This is a genomic window from Flavobacterium sp. (assembly GCF_043778725.1).
In the GTDB taxonomy this organism is placed as follows: domain Bacteria; phylum Bacteroidota; class Bacteroidia; order Flavobacteriales; family Flavobacteriaceae; genus Flavobacterium.
Genome location: NZ_JAYWFT010000163.1, coordinates 23,443 through 37,319 on the forward strand (window position 1 = coordinate 23,443; position 13,877 = coordinate 37,319).

General features: G+C 31.2%; 10 protein-coding genes. 2 read left to right on the forward strand and 8 right to left on the reverse strand.

Going from position 1 to position 13,877, the window contains the following annotated elements; all coding sequences use genetic code 11:
* The first annotated feature begins 48 nt into the window (after window positions 1–48).
* Both ACH2CG_RS15015 and ACH2CG_RS15020 read left to right on the forward strand, forming a co-directional pair.
* Window positions 49–1,395, forward strand: a complete 1,347-nt coding sequence (locus ACH2CG_RS15015; RefSeq protein WP_395066641.1) for a serine hydrolase domain-containing protein — start codon at window positions 49–51, stop codon at window positions 1,393–1,395.
* Between the two features lie 95 nt (window positions 1,396–1,490).
* A complete protein-coding gene (locus ACH2CG_RS15020; RefSeq protein ID WP_395066643.1) occupies window positions 1,491–2,618 on the forward strand; it encodes a Fic family protein in 1,128 nt (375 codons plus the stop codon).
* Between the two features lie 190 nt (window positions 2,619–2,808).
* Here ACH2CG_RS15020 and ACH2CG_RS15025 read toward each other — a convergent pair whose 3' ends face one another.
* The 8 genes from ACH2CG_RS15025 to sufB all read right to left on the reverse strand — a co-directional run bounded on the left by ACH2CG_RS15025 (window position 2,809) and on the right by sufB (window position 13,801).
* Window positions 2,809–7,128 (reverse strand): CheR family methyltransferase, encoded by a 4,320-nt coding sequence (locus tag ACH2CG_RS15025; RefSeq protein ID WP_395066644.1) that lies wholly within the window; start codon window positions 7,126–7,128, stop codon window positions 2,809–2,811.
* 466 nt (window positions 7,129–7,594) lie between these two features.
* On the reverse strand, window positions 7,595–8,911 hold the full coding sequence (gene sufD, locus ACH2CG_RS15030; RefSeq protein WP_395066646.1) for a Fe-S cluster assembly protein SufD: 1,317 nt from the start codon (window positions 8,909–8,911) through the stop codon (window positions 7,595–7,597).
* Between the two features lie 73 nt (window positions 8,912–8,984).
* Window positions 8,985–9,737 (reverse strand): Fe-S cluster assembly ATPase SufC, encoded by a 753-nt coding sequence (gene sufC / locus ACH2CG_RS15035; RefSeq protein WP_395066648.1) that lies wholly within the window; start codon window positions 9,735–9,737, stop codon window positions 8,985–8,987.
* A 12-nt stretch (window positions 9,738–9,749) separates the two neighbouring features.
* The gene (locus ACH2CG_RS15040) at window positions 9,750–10,022 is read right to left on the reverse strand and encodes a Txe/YoeB family addiction module toxin (protein WP_395066650.1); all 273 of its coding nucleotides are present in this window, start codon (window positions 10,020–10,022) and stop codon (window positions 9,750–9,752) included.
* Window positions 10,013–10,207: a DUF2683 family protein gene (locus ACH2CG_RS15045; protein ID WP_395066651.1), complete on the reverse strand. Its 195-nt coding sequence runs from the start codon at window positions 10,205–10,207 to the stop codon at window positions 10,013–10,015. Before ACH2CG_RS15045 ends, ACH2CG_RS15040 begins: the two co-directional genes overlap by 10 nt.
* Before the next feature lie 10 nt (window positions 10,208–10,217).
* Window positions 10,218–11,645 (reverse strand): tyrosine-protein kinase family protein, encoded by a 1,428-nt coding sequence (locus ACH2CG_RS15050; RefSeq protein ID WP_395066653.1) that lies wholly within the window; start codon window positions 11,643–11,645, stop codon window positions 10,218–10,220.
* 1 nt (window position 11,646) lies between these two features.
* Window positions 11,647–12,303: a toll/interleukin-1 receptor domain-containing protein gene (locus ACH2CG_RS15055; RefSeq protein ID WP_395066655.1), complete on the reverse strand. Its 657-nt coding sequence runs from the start codon at window positions 12,301–12,303 to the stop codon at window positions 11,647–11,649.
* A 49-nt stretch (window positions 12,304–12,352) separates the two neighbouring features.
* Entirely contained in the window at window positions 12,353–13,801 is a 1,449-nt protein-coding gene (gene sufB, locus ACH2CG_RS15060) for a Fe-S cluster assembly protein SufB (protein ID WP_395066657.1), read from the reverse strand.
* Window positions 13,802–13,877: the final 76 nt, after the last annotated feature.

Genomic DNA, 13,877 nt, shown 5'->3' on the forward strand with positions numbered 1-13,877 from the left:
ATAACTTATATGGTTCAAATTTTATAAATTGCTTAAAAATTACTTTTTATGAAAAAATTCCTTAAAATATTTACAGTTGTAGTACTAGTACTTTTAGTTTATTTACGAATTGCAGTTTATCCGCAACTCGATTTAATTTCTGGATTTTCTGCCAAAAGTGTTGCCTCTGGACATTTTAATGACAATCGTTCGTTGGAAATTATAGAAAAAGGCGACAACGATATTCCGAAAATTGATTGGGCATCAAACACCATTAACGATGCTGGAAAATTTGTAACCTCAACCGTTTTTGGATTAAAAGAACGTAAAGCAATTTACCGTGAAGGACTTGGTGCGACTTTAATAAACGATAATTTTGATGTTTCTAAACCGTATGAAGTTCCTAAACGTAACAAATTACAAAATAATTTACCTTTTCCTTATGGTAATAATGAACCTAAAGATTCTGTTTTTTCAAACATTGATTATGCAAAATTAAATGCTGCTGTTGCTAATGCTTTTGATGAAAAAGGTGAAAAAGAGAAGCGAACACGCTCGGTAATTGTGATTTACAAAAACAAAATAATTGCAGAAAAATACGATACTGATTTCGATAAAAATTCGAGAATTTTAGGTTGGTCGATGACGAAAAGTATTACGGCTACCTATTTTGGAATTCTCGAAAAACAAGGCAAATTTGACATCAACAAACCTGCTCCAATAAAAGAATGGCAGAAAGATGAACGTGCCATAATTAGAACAAGTGATTTGTTGCACATGAACTCTGGATTGGAGTGGGAAGAAAAATATGATAAAATTTGTGATGCTACGAAAATGCTTTTTCAAGCCGAAGATATGGGACAAGTGCAACTTGAAAAACCAGCCAAATTTCCACCAAACTTACATTGGAATTACTCGTCTGGAACTACCAATTTATTGTCTAAAATTCTACGAAATCAGTTTAAAACACATCAGGAATATTTAGATTTTTGGTATGCGTCGCTAATTGATAAAATTGGAATGAACTCTATGATTGTTGAAAGTGATATGGCTGGAAATTTTGTGGGTTCGTCTTACGGTTGGGCAACGACAAGAGATTGGGCAAAATTTGGATTACTTTATTTACATAAGGGAAATTGGAACGGCGAACAATTATTTAATGAAAGTTGGGCAAAATTTGTAGCAACGCCAACCAACACTTCCAACGGACGATATGGCGGACAATTTTGGTTAAACGCCGGCGGATATTTGCCAGATGTTCCAAAAGATATGTTTTATGCAAGCGGTTTTCAAGGTCAAATGGTAGCTGTTTTTCCAAGTCAAGATTTGGTTATTGTGAGAATGGGATTGAAAGAAAATCCAGATTTTGATTTTAATGGATTTTTGAGCGAGGTTGTATTATCTATCAATAAATAAGACTTCCTTTTTCTTAAATAATAAATTTATTATTTAAGTTTTTTTGTCATTTTCTTAAATAAGGTTATCTTTGTTTAAGTTTAAAGAAAAATAGAATGGAATCATTTATTTCTGGTCAATACATAAACCAAGGTTATTATAAAAGTTTTCAACCAAGTCTTATCAATAAAGATTGGGTTTTAAACAACATGGAAGTTATTCAGTTATTAAGCAAAGCAGATAGGCATCTAGGTAGATTAGATATGTATTCAGAATATGTAAATATAGATTTATTTATTAGAATGCACATAGCAAAAGAAGCTACTCAGTCTTCAAAAATAGAAGGTACACAAACCAATATAGAAGAAGCTTTTTTGAAAAAAGAAGAGATTGCATACGAGAAAAGAGATGATTGGGAAGAAGTTCAAAATTATATTAGTGCAATGAATGAAGCAGTTAAATTGTTACATAAATTGCCTTTTTCGTCTCGATTAATAAAACAAACACATAAAATTTTACTTCAAGGAGTTAGAGGCGAACATAAATTACCAGGAGAATATAGAACAAGTCAAAATTGGATTGGTGGAGCAACACTAAATGATGCTGTTTTTATTCCGCCTTTTCATAGCATAATTAATGACTTGATTTCTGATTTAGAATTTTTTGCTAATGATGAAATTAATCCATTACCTGATTTAATTAAAATAGCAATTATCCATTATCAATTTGAAACAATTCATCCATTTTTAGATGGTAATGGAAGAGTTGGACGATTGCTTATAACTATTTATTTGGTTAGCAAGGGTATATTGAAACAACCTATTTTATATTTATCTGATTTTTTTGAGAAAAACAGAATGTTGTATTATGATAATCTTATGCGGACAAGAACACACAATGATATTAATCAATGGCTTAAATTTTTCTTGACTGGTGTAATTGAAACAGCAAAAAAAGGCGTGACAACTTTTGATGGAATTCTTCAGCTTCAAAAAAATTTAGAAGAAAAACTTAAAACGTTAGGAAACAGAAATGTTGATGCTAGAAAAGTGGTTAATTATCTTTATACACAACCTATAATTGAAATTAACAAAGTAGCAGAATTAATTCAAAAATCCGCTGTCACAGGATATAAGTTACTTGCAGATTTAGAAAAATTAAATATAATTAAAGAAATATCTGGTGCAGAGCGAAATAAGCTCTATGTTTTTAAAGATTATCTAGATTTGTTTAATCAAGATTAACTGTAACCAATACAATAACAAATCTAGCCCAGATTATCTCACTAAAATAATATTTTTAGTGGTGTTCAATGAATTTCATTTGCTGAGAAAATAAAAAAGCTTTCCGTGTTGGAAAGCTTTTTTTATTATAACAGAAAGCTGAAAAATGAATGGCAAAAATGCCCAAAACATTCGTTCTAATCATGAAAATTTATCGCATTAATAAATCTTTAATCTTATTGTATAATAATTTTTCATCTATTGGTTTTGAGATGTAATCATTCATGCCAACTTCCAGGGCTTTTTTAATGTCAACAGTAGTTACATCAGCAGTTAGAGCAATAATTGGAATTTTAGATTTCATGTTTTTTCTAATAAATTCTGTTGCTTCAAAGCCATTAATTTCTGGCATTTGAATATCCATTAACACAATATCATAAGTGTTGTTTTGGAGTTTTTCAATAGCAATTTTTCCGTTTTCGGCAATATCACATTCTAATCCAAAATCATCCAATATGATTTTTATTAAAAGCTGATTGAGTGGCATGTCCTCTGCAACCAAGACTTTTACATTGGTGAGTTTATTGTTTTTATTTAATTCAATTACTACCTCCACTGGCATTTCTTGATTGGTATTTTTAAAACCCATTGAAAAACCGAAAGTGGAACCTTTTCCCAATGTGCTTTTTACAAACAGCGTTCCGCCTTGAAGTTCAACAAGCTGTTTAACAATGGCAAGTCCCAATCCTGTTCCGCCATACAATCTTGATGTTTCATCGAATGCTTGCTCAAAATTATCAAAAATAGTGTTGAGTTTACTCTCTGGAATACCAATACCGGTGTCGGTAAGTGCAAATTCTATAGTAGTTTTTTCTTCATCTTGCTCAAGAATTTTTATATCTAAAGTGATTGTACCTTTTTCAGTAAACTTGATGGCGTTGCTTATTAAATTCAAAAATATCTGTCGCAATCTAATGTCGTCGCCCAAAACTATTTTTGGAATAGTACTGTCAATGTGTTTTACTAATTTTAATTTTTTTTTCTCACATTTTACTTCAAATAAGTGAAAAATTTCGCAAATTGTTTGGGTTAAATTGAATGGGGTTTCTTCAAAATTCATTTTCCCAGCATTCACTTTAGCAAGATCAAGAATGTCATTAATAATTACAATTAAAGAATTTCCTGAGGTTTTAACTGCATTGACACATTCTTTTTGTTGGCTATTTAATTCTGATTTAAGTAGCACATTTGTAAATCCAATAATGGCGTTCATTGGTGTTCGAATCTCGTGACTCATATTGGACAAAAATTGCTGTTTGGCATTTAGTGCGTCTTCGGCAATTTTAGTTTTGTGTTCAGCATTGGCAATAGCTTCTATTAATTGGTCTTTTAGATGTACTTGATTTGTAACTTCATAAGCAATTATTGCAACGCCCGAAATAGTTTTGTCGGCTTCCATATAAGGTTGGTAAACAAAATTGAAATAGACATCTTCCATTTTTCCTTTTCGCAACAGCGGTACAAGAAGTTCATAACCGTTAAATGGTTTTCCTGTTGTAAATACTTCATCAAGTAAATCTGGTATTGTGGTAGTTACAATTTCTGGTAAAACTTCAATCAATGATTTGCCTTCTATGTCATTTCCTTTACCCCAAAGAGTTTTTACACTATCATTAGCAAGTGAAATTTTCATTTCTTTTCCTTTTAAAATAGCAAAAGCAAATGGCGATTGCATAAGCATCATTTCATAGCGTTTATTGCTGTCTTCAATGATTTTTAATTCTTTTTTTTCGGCTTCTGACTGAATTTCACGAATTTTCATTTCGTTTTCTTGAACTTCCAAAGCTAGTTTTCTAACCGCCGTAATATCAATTATAGTAAGTACAATTAGCTCTTCATTTTGACTTGGTTGACTCACTCTATGCGCATTTAACAATAATATTTTATGTCCAATAGTTGGAAAAGTGTGCTCAACCTCAAAGTCATGAAATCTTATATTATTGGGTACAATATCTTCAAGAAGTTCACGTAATCCTTGAAAATTCCATTGATTGTTATTTAATTTATAAAGTGATGTTCCAATACTTTCTTGTTCAGACACTTGAAATGTTTTACAAAAAGATATATTGGCAGAACGAATCTTCATGTCTTTATCAAGAATAAGCATCGGTTCATGAATGGTTGACATAATCGCTTCAGAATAAGAATATAATTCTTCTACTTGTTGGTTACGAGCATACAATTCTTGGTTGCTAGTGGTAAGTTCTTCGTTAGTAGATTCTATCTCTTCTTTGGACGTTTCTAGTTCTTCATTTAAACTTTGTAGCTCTTCGTTGCTTGAAACAATTTCTTCGTTTAAACTTTGCAATTCCTCATTAACAGCTTCTTGGTCATGGGTTATTGATCCCATATCTGATCTTGCTGCTGCTAATTCTTCTTCTAGTTTTTTGATACGTCGGTCTTTGGCAACTGAAATATTTTTGGATGCTTTTATTGGATCTTCTTCAACTTCTGAAATTTGTTGACCTGTAAACACAACAACCAATAGTGGTTCTTCGCCTTCAATCTTAATAGGCGTAACTTCTAAATTAACGATTCTGAACGCATTACCAGTTTTATCGCGGTTCATTTCTATACCAGTTTTTATAACCGTTTGTTTGGTTTTAATAGCATGATGGATGGCATTACGCAACTCAAATGTGATTTCTGGATGTGCCATTTTCAAAATATTAAAACTAGCTTTTCCCGAAGAATGTTGCAGATAAAGCGAAGTTGTTCCTCTAAATTGAAGAATGTCTAAATCATAGTTAACAATTACACTTGCAGGAACATAATTTTCGAGCAAAACTGAATCGAAAGCTAAACCAATATTTCCATTTGCAGAGCTAATCGTTTTTTTAATTGTTAAAGCTGGATTGATGTTTTTATTTGGCATAATACTGTTTGCTATTCTTGAGTTTAAATTGGGAATGGTATTTAATCCCGAATAATTTTTTCGGCAATAAAATTTATATTTTTTATTTGTAATTCCAAACAAGTGTCCGGATGCACCTATAGTTTCTGACTTTCCTAACATTAAACAACCACCGTCATTTAGCGCATAATGAAAAGTGGCTATGGCTTTTTTCTGGGCAATTGTATCTAAATAAATAAGCACATTGCGACAGCTAATTAAATCCATTCTAGAAAATGGCGGATCGCGCAAAATGTTGTGTTGCGCAAAAACACAAACATCACGCAATGATTTACAAATTCGATATTTATCTTTAGATTTGGTAAAAAATCGCTGCAATCTTTCAGGAGAAATGTTTGCCAATTGATGTATAGAATATTCGCCAATACGTGCTAAATTAATAGCTTCAATACTTAAATCTGATGCAAATATTTGAAAAGGAATATTATTGGTCTTGTTGTCCTGAATTTCTAATAATAACATGGCTATAGAATATACTTCTTCACCTGTAGCACAAGCTGCAACCCATATTCTTATACTTTCACCTGAAGTTTTAGTTTTTACAATTTTGGGTAAAATTGTATTTTTTAAAAGTAAAAAAGCATCGGTATCTCTAAAAAAATCGGTTACGTTAATGAGTAAATCTTGATAAAGCAAATCAATTTCAGAAGTTTTTTTAAGAAGTAGTGACGCATATTCATTTAGCGTTTTTATCTTATGAATCAACATTCTACGAATAATTCTTCTCTTGATGGTGTTCATCTTGTAATGACTAAAATCTACATTTTTGTTCTTGTGAAGAACTTGCAAAATGAGTTGTAAACTGGGGTCATTATTTTCTATTTCAGATTCGGGTGTTTTTTTTATTGCATCGCTTCTTGCTAATGGATTTTCACTAATTAGGTTTATTTCTAGACCAATTTCTTTTGGAGACAAAACAAAGTCAACAACACCTTCGGCAATTGCAGAATTTGGCATACTACTAAATTTTGCCGATTTATCTTGAGCAAAAGTAATTCCTCCAGCAAGTTTTATATCTTTTAAACCACGAGTGCCATCATTGGCGTTTCCTGATAAAACGACACCTATAACATTTTCTTTATGGGTTTCTGCCAACGACGAAAAAAGCAAATCAATAGAAAGATTTGACGTCCTGTTTTTGGGTCTTGGCGTTAATTTTATATGTCCGTCAATGACTTCAATTTCTTTATTGTATGGAATTACATAAACATTATTAGGAATCATTTTTTCCATATCATCAATATCTTGCACTTCCATTTGGGTTGCTTTAGACAACAAAGAAGGCAAAATACTTTTATGATCTGGACTTAAATGTTGCACATAAATAAAAGCCATTCCTGTAGTTGGCGAAAGATTTTGCAGCAACTGAGTAACCGCCTCAAGTCCACCAGCCGAAGCGCCAATGGCAACTATAGGAAACCCATGAGTTGCCTTGCTAAGTTCTTCTTTGGAAGTTAAATCGGTTGGTAAATCGTCTTTGTCAGAATTTTGATTTGGCTTTAACTTATCCGATTTTGAAAGTGTTAAAGGACTACTTTTGGGAAGTGCTGATTTCATTTTCGCCATAATTTATTTAGGGAAATAGTAAATCAATCTAAACTTGTTGTTATAAACAAATGTTAATTGTAGTCAAATGTAATCAAATTTGAATTCATAGACGATAAAACATTAATAATTGAAAATTATATGTTTTTTTTAGATTAGGTCATTTAGTAAAAAATGAATTTTTATTTGTGAAAAACTATAAAGTCTTAAAGATGATTATAATTTAACTCCACCACAATCTTTTTCTTATTGAAATTCAAAAGATTAACCGTAACCGATGCAATCACCAATCTAGCCCAGATTATCTCACTGAAATAATATCTTTAGTGGTATTCGATGAATTTCATTTGAAGAGAAAATAAAAAAGTCCCGAGTGTTTGCTTCGCTAATTCGCAAAAGCTCGGATCGGGACTTTTTTATTGTAGAGTAAAGATGGAAAATGGTATGCTAAAATGCCCAAGCCATTCGCTTCTAAATCTTATAAATCAAAACCTAAATTAACACCCAATTTTGTAGCGATAATTTTGGTAATTCGTTGTTTTAATTCTGGTATTTTGATGCTTTCAATCACTTCGTTTGAGAAGGCGTACATCAATAATGCTTTGGCTTCTTTCTTTGGAATTCCACGTTGTTGCATGTAGAACATGGCGCTTTCATCCAATTGACCAATCGTGCAACCGTGTGAACATTTTACGTCGTCAGCAAAAATTTCCAATTGTGGTTTTGCATTTATGGTTGCTTTATCGCTTAACAAAATATTGTTGTTTTGCTGAAAAGCATCCGTTTTCTGCGCTTCTTTTTCTACAAAAATCTTTCCGTTAAAAACGCCTGTTGCGCTATCGTTTAAGATGGTTTTGTAGTTTTGATGGCTTTCACAATTTGGCGTTGCGTGTTGCACCAACGTGTAATGATCTACGTGTTGCTTGTCGCCAATAATTGTAATTCCCTTTAAAGTTGAATCGATATGTTCGCCTTGATGAAAGAAATTCAGATTGTTTCTGGTAATATTTCCACCAAAAGTGAATGTATGAACCGAAGCATGACTTTGATCTTTCTGAGCGATGTACGTATTGTCAATTAAATTGGCAGATTGTAAATCGTTTTGGATTTTATAATAATCTACAATGGCGCGTTTCTTCGCAAAAATCTCGGTTACTGAATTGGTCAAAACTGGATTTTCGTTCAACGATTGATGTCTTTCAATTATTTGAACATGAGCATTTTCACCCACAATAACCAAATTTCTTGGCTGAACCAAAAGCGCATTTTCCTTTCCTGTAGAGAAATAAATGATTTCGATTGGTTTTTCTACAACCTTACTTTTTGGGATGTTGATGTACGCGCCTTCCTTTGCAAAAGCGGTATTTAATGTTGTTAACGATTCGTCTTTGCTGGCAATTTTGTTGAAATATTCATCGATTGCCAACTTATATTTTGGCTTTGATAATGCCGATGACATTAAGCAAACATCCAAACCATCGTGCGTTGTTGATGATAAAAACGAAGAGAAAATTCCGTCTACAAAAATGACTTTGTAGGTGTCAATTTCGTGGATAAAATATTTTTTTACATCTGAAAATTCAATTGTATTTTCATGTTTTGGAAATACTGAAAAATCATTTTTCAAAATTGAATTCAGTGATGTATATTTCCAAGCTTCCTCTTTTTTGGTTGGAAAACCTTTATTTTCAAAGTTTTTTATAGCCGAAGTTCGGATATCGTGCAAATCGGAATTCACGTCAATCTTTTCTTCAAACGCCATAAAAGACGAGATTAATTTTTCTTTTAATTCCATATGTTTTTGTTGTCAGTTGTCAGTTATTTTTGTTATCAGTTTGAAACTGATAACAGAAAACTGATAACTTTTTTTAAACTTCTACTTCATTCTTAATCCAGTCGTATCCTTTTTCTTCCAATTCGTAAGCAAGTTCTTTTCCGCCTGATTTTACGATTTTTCCGTCCATTAAAACGTGAACAAAATCTGGAATAATATAATCTAACAAACGTTGGTAATGCGTGATTACTAAAACAGCGTTATTTTGATTTTTAAGTTTGTTTACACCGTTTGCAACAATTCTAAGCGCATCAATATCCAAACCAGAATCTGTTTCATCTAGAATCGCTAATTTCGGCTCTAACATTGCCATTTGGAAAATCTCATTACGTTTCTTTTCACCACCAGAAAAACCTTCGTTTAACGAACGAGAAAGAAACTTACGGTCAATTTCCAGTAATTCCGATTTTTCACGGATTAATTTCAGCATTTCGTTTGCTGGCATGTCTTCTTTTCCGTTGGCTTTTCTTGTTTCGTTTATCGATGTTTTGATAAAATTGGTAACCGAAACACCCGGAATTTCAACAGGATATTGAAACGAAAGAAAAACGCCTTTGTGCGCTCTTTCTTCTGGAGCCAATTCCGAAATATCTTCGCCTTCCAAAAGGATTTCTCCATCTGTTACAGTGTAGTTTTCGTTTCCTGCAATAATGGAAGAAAGTGTCGATTTTCCTGCACCGTTTGGTCCCATAATTGCGTGAACTTCTCCTGCGTTTATCTCAAGATTGATTCCTTTTAATATTTCTTTGTCTTCTACTGAAGCGTGTAAGTTGCTAATTTTTAACATTTGTTGTTTTGTTTATTCGTAGTGTCCTTTTAATGACAAAATATCTAATATTTCAATTGTATTTTCTTCTGTAACCTTATATATTATTCGATGTTCTTGATTTATTCTTCTAGACCATTTTCCTGATAATTGGTGTTTTAATTGCTCTGGTTTTCCAATTCCTTCAAAAGGATGCAATTGGATATCTTCTATCAAAGCAGTTATTTTATACATAATTGCTTTATTGCCAGATTTTTTCCAAAACTCTCTATCCTTTTGAGCCTTATCTGAATAGATTACTTCCACAAATCTTCCAATTTTATTTTTACTCCTTTGCCATCTTTAATACTTTTTTCAGCATCCAAAATTTCTTTAACAAATTCAGGATTGTATGGTTTTTCTTCTTGTACAATTTCAAAACCAAGTGATTTTGCCAATGATTTTAACACTGGAAAATCTTTTTTCTTTACGTTTTTTAAAACTATATCCATGACTTTAATTTTAAGTGTTTTTTTCTGATAAATCTATGTGGTGTTTTTTTATTAAAGCATCAAACTTAGGGTCATCTTTAATATTTATAAAATCATAATCTAAATCCTTATTTATCAATTCAATATAATATTCAATATTATCAGAATCATTAAACAACTCAGATATTAATTGAATAGCTTCTTCTTTTTTGTTTAATAAAGACAATGCACAAGCCAAATTATAACTATCTCCTGTAAGATTATTTTGGATTGATGACAATTCATATGCTTTTTCAAAAAGCACTATTCTAAATTTATCATCTTTTATTTTTTTTGAATATTCAATTAGATTATGTGAATATCTTGCAAGATATGCTGTGTCTCCTTTTTTAAATGGGGAAATTGATTCTAATAAATTGACTATTTCTTTGTGATTTTTTTGTTTTTCATAAACTTCTACTTTGGCCTCTATTGATTCTATTTCATCATCTGATAAATATTCCCATATTGGAATTTCTCTATCTAAAATATTAGCAAGTTGGTTGTAATCATATGAAATAAAATTCCTGTTGTTTACATTCTCGGTTAGCGTTGGTATATTCTCTCCATATGAATTACTTGAATCGTATTTTATTTGAGCAATGTCAAAGTAATTTCTTAAATCACATCTTTCTAATTTAAAAATTTCAGAAAAAAGTGTTTCAAATTCTTTTTTATAAATATCTTCCCAATGCTGATAATTTTTGGAATTATTATCTATTCTTGCAGGTAAAGGAAAAATATTCAGATTTCGCTCATCGTGTGAACTAAATCTATATTCTAATGCTTGTTTACAAACATTAATTACACCATCAATATTCTGTTGATTTAAAGCAAAAACTAAAACCAAAACACTAGGCATAAGCATAGTACAAACACCACTTGAGTCTGCTAAACCTGTTCTGCTATCAATTAAAATATAATCGTATTTTTCTTCTAGATGTTTTGCAAATGTTCTAAAGTATTCTGGAGAATGTGAATAAAAATCTATCCAATTAATACTTGAAAGCCTAGATGTGTACTCTTTATCAAAGTTCCCTGCTTTTAGTAAATCAAGAGTAAAACCTTGTTTTAGTTTTAATTTTTTTTGTTCTTTTAAAACTAAATCACTTTTTATAAATCGACCAATATTATCCTTAAAATATTTATTAATTCTATCTTCATTATTGTTCTTTTCAATATCTAGATATTCTTTAGAATCAATTATTAAATCAACTAATCCTAAATCAGTTTTTTTAACGTCACCATTAAAATAAGTATGTAAACCAGGCGCTTCTAAATCCCAATCAATCATTAAAACTTTTTTACCTTGTTTTGCAAGTAGACATGCAATATTTATTAATGCCATACTGCGTCCAACTCCACCTTTGTAAGAATAAAAAGTTATAGATTTTCCTTTGAATGTTTCTATCTTTTTCATTTTATTTTAATTTCGGAAGGTTTTCACTTTCGTTCTTTCTGTATAATTGATTTTGTTCTATTATCCAATTTTTTAATTCTTCATCTTGTGGAGATAAAACATTTTTTTCAATATCGTCCCAATCAAATTCAAAGTCTTTTATTAACTTATAATTTTCTGTAAACACTTCTCCTAAATAAGCTTTAAATTTTTCAAAGTTTGGAGTAGTTGGGGTTCCTGTTATTGAGGAGTTTTTTATATCAGCAGTATATTCATAAAGAAATTTTGCGTTTTTCTTTGCTATGCTTTTAGGCAAATCTTCCGTTTTACCCCTGTGTATTAATGGAAAAATTAAACAAAATTTATTATTGCCTATTTTTTCTCTAATATAATTTTCAAATTTTATTGCTGTAAATAGTTCTCTAGCGCACCAATCATTATTTTTATTTATGTAAATTGGAGAAAAAATTAAAGTGAATGAACAAGATTTCTTTATTCCATCATATATTTTTTCGTCAAAATCATTACCTAATTCAATACATTTTTCGTCAAAAAAAACAGAATCATAATTTGTCGCATACTTTCCTTCTGACTGAATAATATTTTTCAAATTATAAATAAAATTGATGTCGTCTGAATTTCTTCTGTAACTAAAAAAACTAGAATGTATAAAACTCATAAAATGTTTTTTGTAAAAATACAATTATTTTTTAATCCTCCATGTTAAACTATCCAACACTTCCTTCTAGCGAAATCTCCAATAACTTCTGAGCTTCCACAGCAAATTCCATAGGTAATTTATTTAAAACTTCTTTACTGAAACCATTTACGATTAACGCAATTGCCTTTTCAGTTGGAATTCCTCTTTGGTTGCAATAGAAAACCTGATCTTCACCGATTTTACTTGTTGTTGCTTCGTGCTCAATTTTGGCAGAAGTATTTTTGCTTTCGATGTAAGGAAACGTATGCGCACCACAATTATTTCCCATCAAAAGTGAATCGCATTGTGAAAAATTTCTGGCATTATCGGCATTTGCTCCTATTCGGACCAAACCACGGTAACTATTTTGAGACTTTCCTGCCGAAATTCCTTTCGAAATAATCGTTGATTTTGTGTTTTTCCCGATGTGAATCATCTTTGTTCCAGTATCGGCTTGCTGAAAATTATTGGTAACTGCAATCGAATAAAACTCTCCAATTGAATTATCGCCTTTTAAAATAACCGATGGATATTTCCAAGTAATTGCAGAACCAGTTTCGACTTGCGTCCAAGAAATTTTGGCGCTTTTCTCGCAAATTCCTCTTTTGGTAACAAAATTATAAACACCACCTTTTCCTTCTTTATTACCTGGATACCAATTTTGAACTGTTGAATATTTTATTTCGGCATTATCCAAAGCAATTAGTTCTACAACTGCTGCGTGCAATTGATTTTCGTCACGACTTGGCGCTGTACAACCTTCAAGATAAGACACATAACTTCCTTCGTCGGCAATTAAAAGTGTTCTTTCAAATTGTCCTGTTCCTGCTTGATTAATTCTAAAATATGTTGATAATTCCATCGGACAACGAACGCCTTTTGGAATATAACAAAAACTTCCGTCAGAGAAAACAGCCGAATTTAATGCCGCATAAAAATTATCTCTTTGCGGTACAACAGTTCCTAAATATTTACGAACTAATTCTGGATGTTCTTTAATTGCGTCCGAAATTGAACAAAAAATAATTCCTTTTTCGTTTAATGTTTTTTTGAATGTTGTTGCAACAGAAACTGAATCTACTACAATATCCATAGCGATATTGTTCATCATTTTTTGTTCATCAACATTAATTCCTAGCTTTTTGTACATGGCTAACAATTCTGGATCAACATCGTCTAACGTTTTATTTGGATCGGCTTTTTTAGGTGCTGAATAATAAGAAATTGCCTGAAAATCTGGTTTCACGTAATGTACATTTGCCCATTCTGGTTCCACCATTTCTTGCCAAGCACGAAAAGCTTCAATACGCCAATCGGTCATCCACTGCGGTTCTTCTTTTTTCAAGGAAATCGCACGAACTATATCTTCGTTTAAACCAATAGGAAACGTTTCAGAATCTAAATCGGTATAAAATCCGTATTCATATTCCTTAGTTTCTAATTCTATTTTTAAATCGTCCTCTGTGTATTTTGACATTTTATTTTTTTTAAAACCATTAAGAAATTAAGAAAATTAAGACTTAACGAAATTTAACATCTTAATGGTTTAACTC